The organism is Paenibacillus rhizovicinus (genome assembly GCF_010365285.1).
In the GTDB taxonomy this organism is placed as follows: domain Bacteria; phylum Bacillota; class Bacilli; order Paenibacillales; family Paenibacillaceae; genus Paenibacillus_Z; species Paenibacillus_Z rhizovicinus.
Genome location: NZ_CP048286.1, coordinates 6,403,746 through 6,422,645, shown reverse-complemented (window position 1 = coordinate 6,422,645; position 18,900 = coordinate 6,403,746). Strand labels below are relative to the sequence as shown.

Below are 18,900 nucleotides of genomic sequence, written 5' to 3'. Positions count from 1 at the left end.
CTCCTGGTTCAAGGTGAAACGGCAGTCGCCGTCCATTTTGCCGGCGATGCGCGTTTCATTCCGGAGAATATTAGCCATCGCGTAAGAAGATCCTTAAGCGTGCCGATATTCCAAGATAATATCTCAGTATGCGAGGAAACATGCCAAAATATGCAGGCAAATTGGCAGACAAAAAAAACGCAACCCTTCAAAGTAAAGGATCGCGTCTACGATAAGCTTTTCATTCTTTTCGTTAATGATAAGCAGCCTGCGAGGCATCCCCCTGTTGGGAGATGCCGCTAAGCGCTTCGCCGGCTTCATCGACGAATATGTCCTGAATCGCCAAATCGCCGATCGATACTACTCCGACGAGATTGCCGTTCTCCACGACAGGAAGCCGCCTGATCTGGCTGCTCGCCATCAGCTTCGACGCCTCGTCGACGGTCGTGCATGCATCGATCGTCTTCATATCCGTCGTCATCACTTCCGATACGGCCGTCGATCCCGAATGCTTCGCAGCATAGCCTCGAATGACCAAATCACGATCGGTTACGATGCCGATTAACTTCTTCCCGTCCACGATCGGTACGAACCCGATATCGTGGTCTCTCATCAATACGGCTAGCTCGTAGACATTATCCAGCAGCGTTGCCGTCACGCAGTCCGTCGACATTAATTCTTTGACTGAATGTGTCACGTCGGCGTTCCTCCCTTGGGATACATATTTCATCCCATAGCTTGGCCCTGACCGGCGCCGGTCATGCGCGGGCGGCGTTCAACAACTGTTGCCATTCTCATGCCTGCTATCCTTCGGATTCTCCAGACAAGGCTTCTGCCGCAAAATCCTCCGCCATCGCAACCATCAGCTTGGCCGACTTCAGCATCGCGCGTTCATCGATATCAAAACGCGGGTGATGATGCGGGAACGTCGCCCCGCATTCCGGATTGCCCGCTCCCACGAACATGAAGCATCCGGGAACTTCGCGCAAATAGTAAGCGAAATCTTCGCCCGCCATAATCAGCGTGGACTCCTTCACCGATTCCGCGTCGAACGCTTCGACGGCTACTTTAAAGAAGCGTTCTGCTTCCTTGGCATCGTTCACCACCGTAGGATAGCCGTCGCGGTACTCCAGCGAAGCTTGCGCGCCGTACATGGAAGCCGTGTGGCTGACGATCGCTTCCAAGCGGCCTCGGACGAATGCGCGCACGTCTTCGGAGAACGTCCGAACCGTGCCGACCAGCCGGCAGCGTTCCGCGATCACGTTTGCCGTCGAGCCTGCGTGGAAGGAACCGATCGTCACGACTGAAGGATCGAGCGGATTCACGCTGCGGCTTACGATCGTCTGCAGCGCCTGTACCAATGCGGATCCGACAAGCACCGCGTCGACCGTTTCATGCGGCAGAGCTCCGTGTCCGCCTTTTCCCGTGATATCGATGTAAATCTCATCCGGCGCGGCCATGAACGGGCCAGATCGCGTAGCTACGGTGCCGTATGGAAACGGCGTCCACAAATGCACGCCGTAGACGGCATCGATTCCGTCGATCGCACCATCGTTGATCATCCCGATCGCACCGCCGGGAGACACTTCTTCGGCCGGCTGGAAGAGGAACCGGCGTTCGCCGGCGAATTGGTCCTTGTTCGCCTGGTAGAAAGCCGCGATCGCAAGCATCGTTGCGGTATGCGCGTCATGCCCGCATGCATGCATGACGCCAGGCACTGTTGAGATGTAATCGGTCTTCTTCTCGTCTTGAATCGGCAAAGCGTCGAAGTCTGTCCGAAGCGCGATTGCCGGACCGGGTTTCTCTCCTCGCACGGAAGCGACTATTCCATAGCCCCCGATGCCTTCCTTTACCTCGCAGCCGATTTCCCTCAGCCTCGCGGCAATCCATCGGGACGTTTCCTTCTCTTGAAATGACAACTCCGGATGCTGATGCAAATATCGGCGCCAGGCCACCATCTCCGGATAAGCAGTTTGCAGCTGTGCATCTAGCTTTGCAATCAAGTTCACGCTTACAAACCCCCTAACGTTCAATTATTATGATCTCCTTATTGTAGCAGAACCGAAATGGCATACGGAAGTTTTTTGCTATAAAACGGCAACATTTTTCGTAAAGCTGTCACTTTTAGCGCCGGAACGCTAACGGGCGGAGGCTTGCACTGCCCCATGAAAACGACTATCATTGAAGAATAAAACTTGCTCTAAAGCTTGAAGGAGGATCATCCATGATTATTGAGAATACAGGCTTGAACGGCATGAGCAGCGAACTCGCGCATCTTGACGAGTCCTCGGAGAAGCTCGGCTTCGTTCGCTGGCAATGGGAATATTACCGCGCAACGTACGATTTAAAGCTGGAAGACCGTACAAACGGAGAGGATTACTACTTGCGCTTCAACGTCCGCGCGATTGAAGGCAAGCTGGAGTCCGCACACGCCGTGCTTCAAGTGGAATCCGTCTATATCGGACGAGCTACTTTCCCGCACGGTCTCGATTACGAGTCGCCAATCCCGCAGCCGATTCTGAACGCTGCGACGCAGCGCTTGCAAGAATTGAAGAAGCTGCTAGCCTAATCTAAGATGGGTCCACAAATGAAACCAAAGACGAACGGCCTGCGCGGCAGGCCGGATTTCTTGCTTCTCGTGCTCACGCTCCTGTTGGTCGGGTTCGGGCTGATTATGGTTTTCAGCGCGAGCTCCAACACGGCGGCCATCTCCAAGAGCAACAATTTCGACGCCCTTTACTTTACGAAGCGCCAGCTGGAGTTCGCGGTGCTGGGCACGTTCAGCATGTTCGTGGTCATGAACATCCCCTATACGGCGTTTAAGAAAGGTTTCATCGTCTACTTCTTCCCCGTATTGATCATGCTCATCCTCGTTCCGTTTATCGGCAAGAACTTAAACGGCGCACGCAGCTGGTTCGGCATCGGCTCGCTCGGCATTCAGCCTACTGAGTTCGCAAAGCTGGGCCTTGTCCTTTATTTGGGCTCCTTGATTGCCAAGAAAGGCGAGAAGTTTCGAGATTTCAAGAGAGGACTTATTCCGGTCTTCCTTATAATCGCGGTCATTTGCGGACTTATCATGATGCAGCCCGACCTCGGGGCATGTATCGTAATCGCCGGCGCTTCGCTCATCGTCATCGTTGCCGGCGGAGCAAACTTGAAACAGCTGTTCTTGTCCAGCATTATTATCGGTTCGATTGTGGCAGCGCTTGTCAGCATTTCGATGCTTCATGATCCAGACAGCTGGACTTACCGCATCAACCGGTTCACGGCCTTCATGGATCCGACATCTGACATGCAGAACACGACCTACCATCTCTCGCGCTCGCTCGAAGCATTGGGGCATGGGGGAATTACCGGAGCCGGCTTCGGCCATAGCATACAGAAGCTGGATTACATGCCTTATCCATATAGCGACTTTATCTTCTCCGTCATCGGCGAAGAGTTCGGATTTATCGGCAGCTTGCTGTTCCTGCTCTTTTATCTGTTCTTTATATGGCGCGGAATGATTGTCGCGCTTCGATGCCCCGATACCTACGGTACGATCGTCGGTGTCGGCATCGTCGGGCTGATCGCCGTCCAAGCCATCGTCAATATCGGCGGCGTAACTGGTGCGATGCCGCTAACCGGCGTCACGCTTCCTTTCATCAGCCACGGCGGCTCCTCGCTCATCGTATGCTTGCTTGGCATGGGCATTCTGCTCAGCATATCTCGCGAGTACAATCGTCCGGAGAAGACTTCTGCGAGACCCAGAACCAACACTAAATAAGTTCGCCTATTCATGCAGAAAAGGCATGTCCCACACGGGACATGCCTTTTCTGCAGCTAATAACGCTTATTTAAGACGCGCGATTTCCTCGGATGCCGTCTCTTCTTCTTTGAAGGCAACGCCTTCAACCTTGATGTTGACTTCCACGACGTGCAGTCCGGTCATCGTAGCAACCGTTTCACGCACGTTCTCCTGCAACTGCCTGCACACTTCCTGAATCGGAATACCGTATTTCACGATGATCCGCAGATCGATTGCCGCTTCGAGCTGACCTACCTCGACGGAAACGCCCTTCTGCGCATTCTTGCCGCTGAGACGTTTCGCAAGACCTTCTGATATCCCCCCGGACATAGCAGCAATCCCAGGAGTTTCTAGCGCAGCCAAGCCTGCGATGGTGGCGACTACGTCGTCTGAAATACGAATGATGCCGGTTTGAAGTTCTTCTGTCATGCCACTCACTCCTTGTCACCTTATGTTTCCATTGTAATTGAAGCGTACATTCGAAGCAAGGCATTCCATTCGCGCATAACCAAGTTTACACAAACGTTTTTTTCAGCTATAGTGTTAACAGAATTTCCAATTTTCAAATATGGGGTGCCTGGAACATTGAATCAGAAACTGTTTTTCGCTTTATTAATCGGTCTATTTGTACTAAGCGGTGTTAGTCACTATGCCCATTTCGGAACGATTGCAGAGTTCATTATCTCCGCTCTGGCCATCTTGTTCGTAGCGGGCTTTCTGGGGAAAGCGACCGAGAGCGTCGCTCATTACGCCGGACAGCGGCTGGGCGGTTTCCTGAATGCGACGTTCGGTAATGCGGCAGAGTTGATCATTGCGATCTTCCTGGTACGCGAAGGACTCTTCGACATGGTGAAAGCGAGCATTACGGGCTCGATCATCGGAAACCTGCTGCTCGTATTAGGCGCGAGCGTGTTCCTTGGCGGACTGAAGTTCAAGGAGCAGCGCTTTAACGTTCAATTGGCCAGCCATAACTCTTCCCTGATGATTCTGGCCGTCATCGCGCTCGGCATTCCGGCGATCTTCATCTCGACGCAGCATTTCGATGCCGACAAATCGAAGCTTCTCAGCTTGACCATTGCCGGCATCCTGATCGTCGCTTACATCCTGTGGCTGGTGTTCTCCATGATCACGCACAAGGATATTCTCGCGGACGTGGAGGAAACGACGCCCGACCACGGAGAAGAGGCTGCTTGGTCCAAGTCGACGTCCATCCTGTTCCTCATCCTGGCAACGGTCATGACCGCGTTCGTCAGCGAATGGCTCGTCAGCACCTTACATACGTTTACGGCCAAGTTCGGTTTCTCGGAAGTGTTTATCGGCGCCTTCCTCATTGCCATCGTCGGCAATGCAGCCGAGCACAGCGCGGCAGTCATGCTTGCCATGAAGAACAAAATCGGCGCAGCCGTGGAAATCGCCGTCGGCAGCAGTTTGCAAATCGCCTTGTTCGTGGCTCCGGTGTTGATCCTGATCAGCACATTCTTCGGAGAAACGATGGACATCGTTTTTACCCCGATCGAACTTGCAGCCATTGCCGTATCCGTCTTTATCGCCAAGTCGATATCCAAGGACGGCACGACGAACTGGTACGAAGGCGCACTGCTCATCTTCGTTTATATCATTCTCGGCATTTCGTTCTACCTGGTCTAACGCTAATTTTAAAAAAGACGCTCCCGCGGGATCCCGCGGGAGCGTCTTTTTTTCTATGTAATCATCGCATGGGTTTCGCGGAGAAAAAAAAAAGCAGCTGCACGGATCTGCGGCTACTTCTCCAACGCTTCGTATAGCTGAGCCAAATTCCGTTCCAGCTTACTGATGATTTCCTTGCCAACAACCTCGGATACTAGCCCCGCACGAATCGCAAAATCGATTTCTCTGGAAAAGCCATATATTTGAGTATCCAGCACTTCTTCATAGAGCGGACATTGTCTCGTCGTCAAGTTTTCCATTTGAACTTCGATTAGTTTCTCGATTTTATTGGCATCCTCGTGAAGGAGATTGAGCGCTTTTTGATGCAAGTGAATAAGAACATCGGATGAAGACATCGTACTCCTCCTTGTGCATAAGCTAAATCGTCTTATACCCTTTATATTAGACGAAAACAAAGGATTGTACAAGGTCAAAACAAATAAGCGCCTCACCGAATATTCGGTGAAGCGCTTTCCTTGTATCTTAGAACGAAAAACTATTCAATTACTTGAACATTCAAATTGTGCTTGGCGAATACTTCTGCCATTGCCGCTTGGGCTTCTGCTGCATCGGGACCGTGGACGTGAAGCTCGTAGGAGTGTCCGCCGACCAATGTCGTGAAGAGGCCAAGGATACTTTTAACGTCGATGTATTTATTCTCGGCTTGAAGTACGATGGACGACCGGAATTTATTGGCCGTTTGAGAAATATCAACGATTGCCGCATTATTGGACATGGGAATCCCTCCATTATTTAGATTATTCGCTAACTTCAATAATCATAACTCGATTTCGATATTCCTACAAGAGCTTTACGTTAAATTTTCTGGATTCAAACCTTCCAATTCCGGGATAACGAACAAGCCGTCTTTGCGGATCAGGACATCGTCGAAGTAGACTTCGCCGCCGCCGTATTCCGGTCGTTGAATAAGCACCAAATCCCAGTGTACCGCGGAACGGTTGCCGTTGTCTGTATCCTCATAAGCTTGACCCGGCGTGAAATGGAGACTGCCCGCGATCTTCTCGTCGAAGAGAATATCCTTCATCGGATGGAGGATGTACGGGTTGAAGCCGAGGCTGAATTCGCCGATGTAACGGGCGCCTTCGTCCATGTCGAGAATTTCGTTCAGCTTCTCCGTATTGTTGCTCGTCGCTTCGATGATCTTGCCGTCTTTAAACGTAAACGAAATGTTCTCGAACGTCACGCCCGAATACACCGAAGGCGCGTTGTACGTGATGGTGCCCTGCACGGAATCGCGAATCGGGCAGCTGTACACTTCGCCGTCCGGGATGTTTTTCTCGCCAGCGCACTTGCTCGCTCCGATTCCCTTGATGGAGAATGTCAAATCCGTACCCGGCGCTACGATACGTACGCGGTCCGTCTTCTTCATCATTGCTTCCAGCGGGTCCATCGCTTTGTCCATTTTCGCATAATCCAGGTTGCACACGTCGAAGTAGAAATCCTCGAACGCTTCCGTGCTCATATTGGCAAGCTGAGCCATGGAGTGGTTCGGATAACGCAGCACGACCCACTTCGTATGCTTCACGCGCTGCTCCGAGTGAATCGGATGCCGGTAATATTTATCGTACAACTTCATTTTGTCGCTTGGTACGTCAGCCAGCGAGTTGATGTTCTCGCCCGAACGAACGGCTATGTAGCCCTGCATGGCCTCCATCCGCTTCAGGTCGAAGGACGCCCACAGTTTTATCTGCTCTTCCGTCGCGTTCATCAGCATCGAACGAAGCACGGATCTGTCGCTCGTCTCCACGAACGGACGGCCACCGCGCTTGGCGACCTCTTCGACCAAGCATTTCGCAAGATCGCGTTCCGAGCCAATCATATCGATTAGAATATTTTCTCCGGGTTGAACGTTGATGGAATACCCGACCAGGTTTTCCGCAAGCTTTTGCATTCTAGGATCACGCATCACATTACCTCCACTTCATTTCGTACGCAAGTATATTATCATGTTTGGTTGCCCGATGCACGGAGGCGGCAATTTGGGCCGTTCGTTCCCCTCTAGGAGACGTCACATGATCTTATAAGTTGAAGTTCAGCCGCGTCATCCGATTTTCCTCTGCCGGCTTCCCGTCCGCCTGATAACGGAAGATTGTCCGCTCTTCCAGGGAACGCGGCAGCATCTTCTTTCGGTCGATCACCAGTTTGCAGGACGATTGCACCTGCATGGTCGAAAGCATCGCCTCGAGCTCTCGTTTGGATCGGGCAATTTCGCCATTCCATTCTTCTTGCAGCGCGGATGGCCCCGCAGCGTTATGCATCTGTCCCCCTTGCTGCTTGGCAGTGAGATTAGCGGGGACTTTCTTCTCCAGCAAACCAAACTCGCCGCGCAGCTGAGTCGCCCACTTGGCAGCCGCATGCTTCGGATCCGACGTGACCCGCAGCACCGTCTGCTCATCGTTCGATTCCTCGGGCACGAGTTCCGTCTTGACCGCCGCCGCTTTGATGCTGTTCAGCAGTTCGAGCGGATTCACCGTGGACGTTAACGCATTCATGCTGCTTCCCTTCACCTTAACAACTTTATGATCTTCGACCGTACCGTGGAAAGCGACCGGATTGCTAACCGTTTGACTGCCGCTTCCGATTCCGGCATCTCCGCTAAACGTATATCGGTCCACGCCAGACAACCCCGAGACGGACAAGGCAAGCAATTCTTTCGGTGAACGGCTGCCTCCATAGGCGCATCCCGATAACACCAGGCAAACGCAGCATACGGCCCATAATTTCCACGAATTCATTCTGATTCACCATCCTTCAATGCTTGATCCTCCATTACCGGATAGCGTCTGTTTGAATTTCATTCTTTATGTACGCATGTTGAACTTATCCACTCGACAAAGGTCCATAAGGACAATAAAGTCAATAAAGTCAAAAAAAACGGCTTACGCTTAGGCGCCCGCCGCATTGCTAATGTTCAAACTTTCGCTTTTATAAATTACTGCTTCCTCAGTGCTGCACTCAGCCGACGCAAATGCGGTTCCGGCCGTTCTTCTTCGCTTCGTACAACGCCATGTCCGCTCTGTAAAACAACGATTCCACGCTGATCTTCTCTTCGTCGAAAGACCATTCCGATATTCCGCAGGATACCGTCACTGTAGGGTCCGTTTGCCCTTCCACCGTGCTGCGAATTCGCTCGGCTATGCGGTACGCTTGTCCGGTCCGGATTTGCGGCAAATAAACGGCCAGCTCTTCGCCGCCCCAGCGTGCGGCGATATCCGTATCGCGTATGCAATTGCGGATGACGTCGCTAACCGCGACAAGAATTTGATCGCCGATCAGATGGCCGAACGTATCGTTGACGCGCTTGAAATGGTCGATATCCACCAGCACGAGCGAGCCGCAGCGATCCTTTCGCTGACGAAGATGAATCTGTTCGTTCAGGTAATGCCGCGCATGCAAGCCGGTTAAATTATCTGTAATGACCATCCGCCTCACCTCGGCATGAAGCGAGGCATTGGAAACCGCAAGTCCGATATGCGTCGACAATACTTGAAGCAGCTTGTAGTTCTCGTAGGAGAAAAAATTCGGGCTCTGATGGGAAACCATAATGACGCCAACGACGGCGGATCCCGCCATAACCGGGGCCGCAATCAGCGATCTCGCTCCCGATGCATCCATTAATTTAGAATCCACAACCCGAGTGGACCAATAATCGGATATGATTAACGGTTCCTTGGTCCTTATCACGATACCGCCAAATCCGGTTGAAGTCGAATAAGACTCGGTATCCGTCATCGGCACGTTGCTCGCCATGATTTGAAAGTTGCTGCCGTCATTGCTGATTTGCAACAAATGGCAGTAATCCGCTTTGAAAATAGTCATCAGCTCGGTCAACGCAAAATCGAACACTTCATTGAGCCGCAGCGATTGATTCAGACGCTTCGTCAATTCGTTAATGAGCTGCAATTCACTGATCAGCAAGTTGGACTGCTCATACAATTTGGCATTCTCGAATGCGGATCCAGCCGTATCGACCAACATCACCATGGATCGATGTTCGAACTCGTCCCATCGCTGCTGCAAGCTTAAGCTCAGCACGCCATAGACGGCCTGATTGCCCCGCAGCGGGATGGCAAGCTTAATTCCTCCCCCGTCCTCGTCAGCCGTAACAGGCTTGCCCGTCAAGAACGCATTGGCGTTCAAATCATCGTTCGTATGACGCAGCAACAATGGTTTGACCCTGCTGTCCGAGTAGACGAAATCCTGCGACAAGTATAAATTGACCTTGGCGCCGGGATACATGACTTCCACGTCATCGAGCAATACGTGAAGGACCGAATAAACGTCGTTCTGGTCATGGAGACGCTTCGCAGCTTGAAACAAATAATCCCGGCCGCGCGCCTCTTTATCTATGATTTGCTGCTGGTTCATCATCTGTCTGACTATAAGCAAATCATATGCATGGTCGTACATCTCCTGCATCGTCAAAGCCGCGGCTTCCAACAAGGGAAGCAGGAAGGATTCCGTCTTGTCCGCCGACGCTAACTTCAACCGTGCAATACAGCCTGTGCTTCTTCTGCTGTTCAATGGCGCTAGAATGGCTTCCGTCCCCGTATTCGGGAGATCATCGCCGATTGCCGACTCGATCAGAAGGCCGCCTTCAGCGTCCAATAGTTGCATGTGATGATGCAGCAATGGCGAAGATATGGTCATGGCTTGCGAATGCCATCGATTCCAAGCTTCCTTTAATAATCCTCGTACGATATACTCGTGATTGGCAAGGAAATCGCCTTTCGGTAACCAAACGTCAGGCTGCTGCGCCTCCAGGATATCGATTTCCCAACGTGCAGCGGAATTCGACATTGTCATGTCTTTGGAACTCATCATACGCAGCATCACCTCACCCTCGTAGCACCTTTTAGATCTGGTTAAGATTCCTAGTTTAACTATACTTGAATTATAGATTGATTGCACTACAATTGATGGGCTGAAATAGGACTTAAGTTACACTTTTGTCAAATTATGCGGGCGAGGTTTCTTTAATCGACTTCTAACCTTGAAACGCTTGACATTATGCTGTGAATTTATATAATATTTATAGTTGAATACATGGGAACGGTTTTGTGTCACCCTCACGGAGGCTGTCGCTATCAGGCCTGCGGCTGAACATGCCTGATAATACCGCATTGACTCTTTCAATGCAGTGGGGACAGTACTCGGCGAAACACCCATTTTCAAACATTCCATTTGAAGAAGGAGTTTTACGACACATGTCAAGATATACAGGCCCTAAGTTTAAACTATCCCGCCGCCTCGGCATTTCCCTTAGCGGTACAGGCAAAGAATTGAAACGCGCTTTCCCTCCAGGTCAACACGGCCCGGGCCAACGCAAGAAAATGAGCGGCTACGGCATTCAATTGCAAGAAAAACAAAAACTGCGCCACATGTACGGCGTGAACGAAAAACAATTCCGTAACCTGTTCGACAAAGCATCGAAACTTAAAGGTATTGCCGGTGAAAACTTCATGGCCCTTCTTGAGAGCCGTCTGGACAACCTGGTTTACCGTCTTGGCTTTGCTAACTCCCGTGCCGGTGCGCGTCAACTCGTATCCCACGGTCACGTTACAGTAAACGGCAAGAAAGTCGACATCGCTTCGTACACGGTTTCCACTGGCGACGTAATCGGCCTGCGTGAGCGCAGCCGTGCACTGAAATCCATCAAAGAAGCTTTGGGCGGACGCAACTTCCTTCCAAACTACCTGGAATTCAACGACGCTGCTGTTGAAGGCAAATACGTTCGTCTTCCAGAACGTGCTGAGCTTCCGCAAGAGATCGACGAGAAACAAATCGTCGAGTTCTACAGCCGTTAATAAGCAAGAGGTCCAAAGCAATCGCTTTGGACCTCTTTTTTTGCACATTTACTCGCCGGTCCCGTTTATCGAGGCCATCTCTTGCTAGGCGGAAGCAATGCAGGGAACGGAGCATGCGGCTCCATTTGATACCAATAGGCTACCGAAGAAACATCGTCGGAGCGTTCGAACAATTCCACGGAATTATGGCCGATTTGTTGAATCGTGACGCGCAGATCCTTTTCGAATCGGATCGGGTCGAGCATATGCCAGCGGTACATCCCGTGCATTGGTACATTGTGTCCATACCATGCATCGATTTTGGTCGTTTCCTTGTAGAACTGATAGCCCAAGTACGGCGTGGAATACGATTCCGGTTCATTGATCTTCATGTTGTTGAAGCACCATGCGCCGCCCACGTAATCCTCTACGCCCGTACCGCAGATGGTCGGCCATTCCTCGTCTCCATCCATGTAGAACTTGATCTCGCCTTCGCCCCACCAATTACGCTCCAATGCCGCCCATGCCAGGTACGTTCCGATATAATGCCCTTCGCCTTTCACGTTGTCGAGGATGGTATAGTCTTTGCCGAGCTCGGTGACTGCTTCCCGGCGCCATTGAGCATGGAAGTACGCCGTATTCTCAGGCAGCTCGTCCACCAAGGAATAATTGAACGCATAGAAGAATCCGCCAATGTCGGCAGCATGCTGATTCACGATCGTGATTTTCGCGGATGTCCGGAACGGCATCGGAATATAGCAATTCATGCCGCCCGTAGGCACGACGGAAATCGGAAGCGAATTTACGTTGGTGCGAATGCCGAAGCCGTTGCAGAAGAAATCACCCAGCGGGACTTCTACCGACGGCTCGGCTTCGTTGTCCCAATACATGCGAATGACCAAGTCGCGAAGCACGAATTGTCCCGCATGCCCATTGCCTGTTTTATCGGTGACGGTAATCCAGAAATGCTGGATGATCCCCGTCCCTTGAATCGAAGCGAGCGTAACCTCTTCACCCGCGATCAATGTAATCGCCGGACGGCCTTTTCTGCCGACCCCGAGATTGCTCGCTTCTTTGCCGCCCTGTCCTTTTTCACCGTTCGGATTCTCTGCCGTAATCGACCTTGTCCGCGCTTTCGTTACGAGCGGCGCGGAAGACAACCCTAAACCTAGTCCGTTATTTTGCAGCATGTCTTCACCTCATGTATCAGATATTGTGCTATGACGGACCTATTATATAATGAATAGTGAGAATATCCGTTACCTGATATTGTTCAGTTATTTATCAATTATTGCTGAGGTGTTGGAGTTGCAGATCGAACAGCTTTGCCCCTATATTAGGGTCGCAATCGACAGCGTGCTGGATGCTTCGTGGAAAATCGACGAACGCGTCATCTGGGACTACGAACTGCTTTATCTGATGGAAGGCCAGCTGCTTGTAACGGTGGAGGGCGAGACGTACAAGGGGCGTGCAGGGGATTACTTCTTCTTCAAGCCGGGGCAAACGCATGCGATCCAGGTCATCGGCGGCATGCCGATTCGCCAGCCGCATGTTCATTTCGATTTGTTCGCCCAGCCTGACAGCCGGGAGGTCGGCGTTTCCTTCAAGCCGTTGAAGCAAATGAATGCCAAGGAACGGGGATGGCTGCGCCCGAACGAGCTGGATACCCGGCCGTATTTCATTCCATCGCATTTTCGGCCGGGTGATCCGCTTCCATTGGAACAGGCATTGTTTGAATTGATACGGGAATTCGAAACGAAGCCGCCTTTCCATGAGCTCCGCATGAAGAGCCGCTTGCTCGACATCCTCTCTCTCATCATGAGAGAGCAATATTGGGGCAGCAAAGCTCTGGGCGGCGGCCAGCTTGAACTGCTTTCGGAAATTCGATCCTATATCGATCATAACGCGCATCGCAACGTGAATCTCGATGAGCTCGAGGATCGGTTCCATATCAGCAAGTTCTATTTAATTCATCTGTTCAAAAACGTATTTCAGCGGACGCCGATCCAATATCATCAGCAAATCCGGATGGAAAAAGCGAAAACCATGATTCAGTACACGTACTTATCTTTTCAGGAGATCTCCGATCAGCTTGGGTATTCGTCGATCCATGCATTCAGCCGTGCATTCAAGTCCTATGAAGGCTGCAGTCCTTCCCGCTACCGCGAAACCATCTCGGGCTGATGCTCCTTCAACCAGGTCCGAAGCGGCACGTCGGCATCGGTCGGGGTGTAATGGCCGTTGCAATTCACGCCATAGCCCAACAGCTGGCGGCGTATCGGCTCGCTGCGCTCCCACAGATGCTGAACGGTCATATCGTCCTTCGTGCGAATCCAACGGTAGCCATAGCCGTAAAACAGCACCTTGCGCGTCATCTCCGACCAGTTTGGCGTTCCCGCATGCCAGAGGCGACGGTCGAAGAAAACCGCTGTTCCCGGCTTGACGCGCACGGGGATGGCGCCTTCCGGCTGGCCCTGGCGATCTGCCGGGATCGCCAAGTTATCATTCAAATGACTGCCTGGGACGACCCAGAAATTGCCGCGGTCCGGTTCGGAGACGTCGGATAAGAAGTAGGCTACTTTCAGCGATAGCCGAGGACGCGGGTGGGATTCCATCTCCATGTTGACGCGCCCGCTGTCTTGGTGCCAGCCGAATGTCGCATCGTTCTTCTGCTGTCCGGACGGCGGTGTCGAGATCATATGCGCGTGATACAAGTAGATGTTCCATCCAAGCAGACCCCAAACCTTCGGCAGTACTTTCTCATAGTCGACCAGATCCAGGAAAACATCGTGATCAGGAATGAAATTTGGATAAAACAGCGCCGTCTTCGGATCATGCCCTGCGCTGAGCTTGTCTTCGTAAATCCGGTCGAACTCCGCAGTAATGCTTGCAACCTGATCTTCGGACAGTGCATTCTCCACGATTAGATAGCCGGTTTCGTTAAACGTTTTGCGCTCTTCTTCCGTTAGTGCATACTTCAGACACGATGGATTCATCTTGGATCCCCTCCGGATTGATTCATGTAGTTCCTGTCTCTATCATAAAAGTTAATCCGGGCGGTTTCGATTAACGATCCGGTTTTCTTTTGTGTAATTCAACGATTACGATGAGAACGCTATCAAAGCTGAATTCAATCTGTCCTGCCCTTCAAGAATGCCGTTGGCGAGCAGCCCGTGAGTTTCTTGAACACCCGATTGAAGTATGCCTGATCGCAAAACCCCGTTTCGTCCGCAATTTCGCTGATGGGCATGACTTTATCGCACATCAGCTCCTTCGCCTTGGCAATACGAACATGATGCAAATATTCGATCGGCGTCAATCCCGTCACCGACTTGAATGAATGCGTGATATGATTCGGCGTCCGCCCCGTGAACGCGGCCAGATCGCTCAGCGTTACCGGTTCCCTGTAATGTTCCAGCATGTATTGTTTGATATCTTCCGCCATGTCGATCTTCTTCGCCGGAAGTTTCCACTTGTCCCGTTCGTAATTGATGATGCCGAGAAGCTCCAGAATGATGGCATAGCAGGTCGTTTCCGAATAAGGCCCGCTCATCAGCCGATGGTGCTTCAACAGGAGGAAGCGCTGCTTGAAATATTCGAATGCGCCGATCGTCGTTTTGCAGTAACGCTCTTCCCCCAAGATCGGAAGCAATTCACGGTCATGATCTTCGAGCGCAAAATGCGTCGCGTAGCGCTGATGTTCTTCCTGGGAAGTACCGCCTCGCACCGATCCGGCCGGGATGAAGAGCACGTCGCCTTTCTGCAAATAGACCGTATCGTCGTTCACCCAGTAGACGATCTTGCCTTTCGTCACGACGAGAAGCAGATTGTACTGCGTCACGCTTCGTCCCATTTCCCATTTGCCATGAAAATCTTTCACGTAACAGCTATGCAGTTTGATCAATCCGGCAACCTCCCGCTCTCCGATGTCGTGCATATTAATTTCGCGTCGCGGATGCCTATTTCCTGTGCGCAATCGCAGAAATACGATGGTATGCACAGAAAGACCCGCTCTGTCGAGAGCGAGTCTTTCTGACGCGAATAGGTCTTCTTAAGCGATGTCGCCTTTAGCCGCAGCCTCTGTCTGAAGCGACGCGCCGGCGTTAGCCAACGAAGGCGCATTTCGCGTCGTCAAACCTCTAACCAGCGCATTCAGGTCGATGCCCGAAACGCTCTTCAGCATTTCCGGCGCCGTCGCCATAAGCGATGTCACGTAGTTGCTGACGCGGGCAGCGCCTTCGCCGTGACCGGTGTCAACGACGGTCAGCTTGTCGATCGCGCCGATCGGAGACGCGATCTTGCCGGCCAATTCAGGCAGCATCTTCACAATAATATCGAGCACGGCTGCTTCGCCGAACAATTCGAACGCCCGGGCCAGCTTCTCCTTGGCTTCCGCTTCCGCCAGACCTCGCAGACGGATAACGTCGGCTTCCGCCGTACCTTTCGCCCGCTCGGCATCCGCTATCGCAAGTCCGTCCAGACGCTTCTGCTCCGCATTTGCTTTCGCCTCCGCTTCGATTAAATACTGCGCGGCGTCCGCTTCGCGCATCCGCTTCGCCTTATCGGCTTCGGCCGCCTGCTCCACCGCATACCGGTCGGCGTCGGCCTTCTTCTTCACTTCCGCGTCGTACTGCTTCTCGCGGCGGAGAATTTCCTTGCCTTCCAGATCGATTTCGCGTTCTTTCCGCACGATCTCGACCTGCATCTGTTCTTCGACGACGAGCTGTTTCGCTTTCGCTTCCTGGATCGCGTATGCCTGGTCGGCTTCGGCCTTGGCGGAGTCCTGTTCCTTCTTGAAGGAAGCCACCTTCAATTCCTTGGTCTTGGCCGCTTCCGCGATATTCGTATCGCGCAGCAGCTCGGCCTTCAAGCCTTCTTCTTCCGCGCGGGCCTTCTGAATTCGGGAATCTCTGACCGCTTCGGCTTCTGCGATGTCGGCATCGCGCTTCACGGCGGCGATCCGCGGCTTGCCGAGCGCCTCCAAGTACCCGTGCTTATCGCGAACGTCCTTGATCGTGAACGAGACGATCTGCAGTCCCATCTTCTTCAGATCCCGCGCCGCGACGCCTTGTACTTCCTGCGCGAACTTATCGCGGTTCCGGTATACTTCTTCGACGGTCATCCCGCCGAGAATGGAACGCAAGTGGCCTTCCAGCACTTCTTGGGCCTCGCTCTTCAGCGCCTCCGTCGGTTTGCCAAGGAATTGCTCGGCAGCCGTTGCGATATCTTCGACGGAGCCGCCGATTTTGATAATCGCCACGCCGTCGCAGAATACAGGAACGCCTTGCTCCGTGAAGACTTCGGGCGTTGAAACATCGAGCTTATGAGACAGCAGCGACAGGAAGTCCGATTCCTGAAAGATCGGCAGAATGAATGCGCCGCCGCCACGGACGATTTTGTTCTTGCGTCCCGACTCATCGGCGGCCACGTTGCGGTTTCCAAGAAAAGATCCCGTCACGATCATCGCTTTATCCGGTCCTACGGTTCGGTACCTTGCCCAGAAGGCAAGACCTAGCAGGATCAGAACGCCTACGACGGCGGCTGGGATGATTAAGTAATCAGGCATGTGAATAAATTCCCCTCTCTTACTGCGTTTAGAGCTCCAATTTCGAAACGAGGAGCGTATGGTCTTCTACGCCGATGACGACAATCCGGGAGCCTACTGCGAGCTCAGCCCCGTCAAAACTCGCGGCGATATGGTTCGTCAAACCCATCCCGGTCTTCACCGTTACTTCCCCGAACCCGCTGGACGGTATCGGCACCGTCACTTCGCCTCGCATGCCGGTCAGTTCTTTCATGGAATAACCGGTCGAATGTTCGCTCCGTTCCATGGGACGAATGTACAGATAATAAAGGCCGATTGCAGCCGCTATGGCGCCCAGGGCAGCAATGACTACAATCGCGGCAGTGCCGAGTGCACTGTGATGCAGGAGCAGCAATCCCGCTCCGCCGAAAACGGTAATTCCGCCGACGATCGCAGTCGGCTGGAGTACGGGTACGCCGTCCAGCGACAAGAAATCGAGCATGCCGTCCAGCGCGAGACTGAGCCAGTCGCCCAAGACCACGCTGACGATCGCGAACAATATGCCGCCGAATAAACAGCCGAGAAATAAGCCTTCCATGCCCTCCCTCCAATTCTTGCGATTCCATATTTTAGAATTCCATCCGTTATTTATTACGACAGGCGTGCCGAGAAGTTTCGCTCGACGTCAGAATTGCATCACCTGCATGGGCAGATGGATGCACGGATTGAATGTATTGGAAGGTTCGGAGGAGATAATAAAATAAGCTTACCCTGCGAACGCATTCGCACGATAAGCTTAGTACCGGTTTCCATTATTGAAGAACCACTTTCACGAATTTCCGTTTGCCAACCTGTACAATGTCTCCATCAGCCAGCGTAATCTCTGCCGACCAGTCCTCGACTTTGTGCTCGTTGATGCGTACGGCGCCTTGTTGAACGCTTCGTTTCGCCTCGCTGGAAGAAACCTGGAGTTCGAGCTTCGTCAGCAGCTTCAGAATACCGATGCGGCCATCCTGCAATTCGGAGACGGACAGCGTAGCGGATTGAATATCGTCCGGCAGCGCCCGCTTCTGAAATACGGTAATGAAATGCCGCTCGGCCGCCGCCGCCGCTTCTTCGCCGTGGTACATGTGCACGAAATTGCGGGCAAGCGCCATTTTGACGTCACGCGGGTGCTTGCTGCCATCTGCAATGCCGTCTCGCAGCCGATCCAGCTCTTCGCTGCCGATATCCGTTGCCAATTCGTAGTATTTCAGCATGAGCGCGTCCGGAATCGACATCGACTTGCCGTAAATTTGGTTCGGCTCTTCATCGATGCCGATGTAATTGCCCAAGCTCTTGCTCATCTTGTTCACGCCGTCAAGGCCTTCGATGAGCGGGGTCATAATGACGGCCTGCGCCGCTTTGCCGTATTCCTTCTGCAAGGTGCGGCCCATCAGCACGTTGAACTTCTGGTCCGTGCCGCCGAGCTCGACGTCGCTTTCAAGCGTCACGGAATCGTAGCCCTGCATAAGCGGATAGAAAAATTCATGTATGCTGATCGGCTGGCCGGATTGGTACCGCTTCGTAAAATCGTCCCTTTCCAGCATGCGAGCGACCGTCAATTTCGCCGACAGTGCCACGACTTCCGCGAAGTTCATCGGACCGAGCCATTCGGAGTTGTAGTACACCGTTGTCTTGGCCGGATCGAGCAGCTTGTAGATTTGCTTCTGGTACGTTTCGGCGTTACGCTTCACGTCTTCTTCGCTGAGCTGCTTGCGCGTCTCGGATTTCCCCGTCGGATCCCCGATGCGTCCCGTGAAATCGCCAATAATAAGCTGGACTTCGTGGCCGAGCTGCTGAAATTGTCTGAGCTTATGCAGTACGACCGTATGCCCGATATGAATATCCGGCGCGGAAGGATCAAGACCCAACTTCACTTTAAGCGGCTTGCCTGTCGCAACTGCATGTATGACCTTTGCTTTCATGTCGTCTTCCGGCACGATCTCGACAACGCCTCGTCGAATAACCGCCATTTGACGCTCGACTTCCTGCTGCTGCGCAGCCGTCAATTGTTCCCATTTCACCATGCGAGCCCATCCCCTTTTCGGAAAATAACAAAAAATCCTTCTGTCCTC

At 52.5% G+C, this 18,900-nt stretch carries 19 protein-coding genes and 1 other annotated feature (1 of these 20 cut by a window edge); of the genes, 5 read left to right on the top strand and 14 right to left on the bottom strand.

Going from position 1 to position 18,900, the window contains the following annotated elements; all coding sequences use genetic code 11:
• Window positions 1-232 precede the first annotated feature (232 nt).
• Both GZH47_RS28705 and GZH47_RS28700 read right to left on the bottom strand, forming a co-directional pair.
• A complete protein-coding gene (locus GZH47_RS28705) occupies window positions 233-676 on the bottom strand; it encodes a CBS domain-containing protein (protein ID WP_225446257.1) in 444 nt (147 codons plus the stop codon).
• A gap of 106 nt (window positions 677-782) precedes the next feature.
• Complete coding sequence (locus GZH47_RS28700) at window positions 783-1,988, bottom strand: M20 family metallopeptidase (RefSeq protein WP_318653393.1); 1,206 nt, start codon at window positions 1,986-1,988, stop codon at window positions 783-785.
• 215 nt (window positions 1,989-2,203) lie between these two features.
• Between GZH47_RS28700 and GZH47_RS28695 the strand changes: the two genes are divergently transcribed.
• Window positions 2,204-2,548, top strand: a complete 345-nt coding sequence (locus GZH47_RS28695) for a YugN family protein (RefSeq protein WP_162644384.1) — start codon at window positions 2,204-2,206, stop codon at window positions 2,546-2,548.
• 18 nt (window positions 2,549-2,566) lie between these two features.
• Window positions 2,567-3,745 (top strand): putative lipid II flippase FtsW, encoded by a 1,179-nt coding sequence (ftsW, locus tag GZH47_RS28690; protein WP_162644382.1) that lies wholly within the window; start codon window positions 2,567-2,569, stop codon window positions 3,743-3,745.
• 66 nt (window positions 3,746-3,811) lie between these two features.
• On the opposite strand, the gene GZH47_RS28685 is transcribed toward ftsW, so the two are convergent.
• A complete protein-coding gene (locus GZH47_RS28685) occupies window positions 3,812-4,195 on the bottom strand; it encodes an Asp23/Gls24 family envelope stress response protein (protein ID WP_162644379.1) in 384 nt (127 codons plus the stop codon).
• Window positions 4,196-4,351: 156 nt separating this feature from the next.
• Between GZH47_RS28685 and cax the strand changes: the two genes are divergently transcribed.
• Window positions 4,352-5,413, top strand: a complete 1,062-nt coding sequence (cax, locus tag GZH47_RS28680; protein WP_162644377.1) for a calcium/proton exchanger — start codon at window positions 4,352-4,354, stop codon at window positions 5,411-5,413.
• Between the two features lie 113 nt (window positions 5,414-5,526).
• Here the strand turns inward: cax and GZH47_RS28675 are convergent, their stop codons facing one another.
• The 5 genes from GZH47_RS28675 to GZH47_RS28655 all read right to left on the bottom strand — a co-directional run bounded on the left by GZH47_RS28675 (window position 5,527) and on the right by GZH47_RS28655 (window position 10,297).
• The gene (locus GZH47_RS28675; protein ID WP_162644375.1) at window positions 5,527-5,808 is read right to left on the bottom strand and encodes an Fpa/YlaN family protein; all 282 of its coding nucleotides are present in this window, start codon (window positions 5,806-5,808) and stop codon (window positions 5,527-5,529) included.
• 140 nt (window positions 5,809-5,948) lie between these two features.
• Window positions 5,949-6,188 carry an HPr family phosphocarrier protein gene (locus GZH47_RS28670; RefSeq protein ID WP_162644373.1) on the bottom strand — a complete coding sequence of 80 codons (240 nt, stop codon included), beginning with the start codon at window positions 6,186-6,188 and terminating at the stop codon, window positions 5,949-5,951.
• Between the two features lie 75 nt (window positions 6,189-6,263).
• Window positions 6,264-7,379: an aminopeptidase gene (locus tag GZH47_RS28665; protein WP_162644371.1), complete on the bottom strand. Its 1,116-nt coding sequence runs from the start codon at window positions 7,377-7,379 to the stop codon at window positions 6,264-6,266.
• Window positions 7,380-7,491: 112 nt separating this feature from the next.
• Window positions 7,492-8,208, bottom strand: a complete 717-nt coding sequence (locus tag GZH47_RS28660; RefSeq protein WP_162644369.1) for a hypothetical protein — start codon at window positions 8,206-8,208, stop codon at window positions 7,492-7,494.
• Window positions 8,209-8,428: 220 nt separating this feature from the next.
• Window positions 8,429-10,297 (bottom strand): sensor domain-containing diguanylate cyclase, encoded by a 1,869-nt coding sequence (locus GZH47_RS28655; RefSeq protein WP_225446256.1) that lies wholly within the window; start codon window positions 10,295-10,297, stop codon window positions 8,429-8,431.
• A gap of 383 nt (window positions 10,298-10,680) precedes the next feature.
• Between GZH47_RS28655 and rpsD the strand changes: the two genes are divergently transcribed.
• Complete coding sequence (gene rpsD, locus GZH47_RS28650; RefSeq protein ID WP_162644366.1) at window positions 10,681-11,280, top strand: 30S ribosomal protein S4; 600 nt, start codon at window positions 10,681-10,683, stop codon at window positions 11,278-11,280.
• A 65-nt stretch (window positions 11,281-11,345) separates the two neighbouring features.
• On the opposite strand, the gene GZH47_RS28645 is transcribed toward rpsD, so the two are convergent.
• Window positions 11,346-12,449, bottom strand: a complete 1,104-nt coding sequence (locus GZH47_RS28645) for a glycoside hydrolase family 172 protein (protein ID WP_162644364.1) — start codon at window positions 12,447-12,449, stop codon at window positions 11,346-11,348.
• A gap of 118 nt (window positions 12,450-12,567) precedes the next feature.
• Between GZH47_RS28645 and GZH47_RS28640 the strand changes: the two genes are divergently transcribed.
• Complete coding sequence (locus tag GZH47_RS28640; RefSeq protein ID WP_162644362.1) at window positions 12,568-13,443, top strand: AraC family transcriptional regulator; 876 nt, start codon at window positions 12,568-12,570, stop codon at window positions 13,441-13,443.
• Here the strand turns inward: GZH47_RS28640 and GZH47_RS28635 are convergent.
• The 5 genes from GZH47_RS28635 to tyrS all read right to left on the bottom strand — a co-directional run bounded on the left by GZH47_RS28635 (window position 13,419) and on the right by tyrS (window position 18,849).
• A complete protein-coding gene (locus tag GZH47_RS28635; protein WP_162644360.1) occupies window positions 13,419-14,255 on the bottom strand; it encodes a phytanoyl-CoA dioxygenase family protein in 837 nt (278 codons plus the stop codon). The two genes, GZH47_RS28640 and GZH47_RS28635, sit on opposite strands and share 25 nt — an antisense overlap.
• A gap of 134 nt (window positions 14,256-14,389) precedes the next feature.
• A complete protein-coding gene (locus tag GZH47_RS28630; protein WP_162644359.1) occupies window positions 14,390-15,163 on the bottom strand; it encodes a helix-turn-helix domain-containing protein in 774 nt (257 codons plus the stop codon).
• 147 nt (window positions 15,164-15,310) lie between these two features.
• Window positions 15,311-16,825, bottom strand: a complete 1,515-nt coding sequence (locus GZH47_RS28625; RefSeq protein WP_162644358.1) for a flotillin lipid rafts scaffold protein FloT — start codon at window positions 16,823-16,825, stop codon at window positions 15,311-15,313.
• A 28-nt stretch (window positions 16,826-16,853) separates the two neighbouring features.
• Window positions 16,854-17,381 (bottom strand): NfeD family membrane protein, encoded by a 528-nt coding sequence (locus GZH47_RS28620; protein ID WP_162644357.1) that lies wholly within the window; start codon window positions 17,379-17,381, stop codon window positions 16,854-16,856.
• Window positions 17,382-17,595: 214 nt separating this feature from the next.
• The gene (gene tyrS, locus GZH47_RS28615; RefSeq protein WP_192043663.1) at window positions 17,596-18,849 is read right to left on the bottom strand and encodes a tyrosine--tRNA ligase; all 1,254 of its coding nucleotides are present in this window, start codon (window positions 18,847-18,849) and stop codon (window positions 17,596-17,598) included.
• Between the two features lie 49 nt (window positions 18,850-18,898).
• Window positions 18,899-18,900 (bottom strand) — a binding site (T-box leader) (it continues 285 nt past the right edge of the window).

What these genes read in the sequence shown, in the direction of transcription:
- rpsD (WP_162644366.1), top strand. Translation starts at nt 10,681, where the DNA reads ATGTCAAGATATACAGGCCCTAAGTTTAAACTATCCCGCCGCCTCGGC.
- GZH47_RS28670 (WP_162644373.1), bottom strand. Translation starts at nt 6,188, where the DNA reads ATGTCCAATAATGCGGCAATCGTTGATATTTCTCAAACGGCCAATAAA.
- GZH47_RS28675 (WP_162644375.1), bottom strand. Translation starts at nt 5,808, where the DNA reads ATGTCTTCATCCGATGTTCTTATTCACTTGCATCAAAAAGCGCTCAAT.
- GZH47_RS28695 (WP_162644384.1), top strand. Translation starts at nt 2,204, where the DNA reads ATGATTATTGAGAATACAGGCTTGAACGGCATGAGCAGCGAACTCGCG.
- GZH47_RS28660 (WP_162644369.1), bottom strand. Translation starts at nt 8,208, where the DNA reads ATGAATTCGTGGAAATTATGGGCCGTATGCTGCGTTTGCCTGGTGTTA.
- GZH47_RS28665 (WP_162644371.1), bottom strand. Translation starts at nt 7,379, where the DNA reads ATGCGTGATCCTAGAATGCAAAAGCTTGCGGAAAACCTGGTCGGGTAT.
- GZH47_RS28625 (WP_162644358.1), bottom strand. Translation starts at nt 16,825, where the DNA reads ATGCCTGATTACTTAATCATCCCAGCCGCCGTCGTAGGCGTTCTGATC.
- GZH47_RS28655 (WP_225446256.1), bottom strand. Translation starts at nt 10,297, where the DNA reads ATGATGAGTTCCAAAGACATGACAATGTCGAATTCCGCTGCACGTTGG.
- GZH47_RS28620 (WP_162644357.1), bottom strand. Translation starts at nt 17,381, where the DNA reads ATGGAAGGCTTATTTCTCGGCTGTTTATTCGGCGGCATATTGTTCGCG.
- GZH47_RS28685 (WP_162644379.1), bottom strand. Translation starts at nt 4,195, where the DNA reads ATGACAGAAGAACTTCAAACCGGCATCATTCGTATTTCAGACGACGTA.
- ftsW (WP_162644382.1), top strand. Translation starts at nt 2,567, where the DNA reads ATGAAACCAAAGACGAACGGCCTGCGCGGCAGGCCGGATTTCTTGCTT.
- GZH47_RS28645 (WP_162644364.1), bottom strand. Translation starts at nt 12,449, where the DNA reads ATGCTGCAAAATAACGGACTAGGTTTAGGGTTGTCTTCCGCGCCGCTC.
- GZH47_RS28635 (WP_162644360.1), bottom strand. Translation starts at nt 14,255, where the DNA reads ATGAATCCATCGTGTCTGAAGTATGCACTAACGGAAGAAGAGCGCAAA.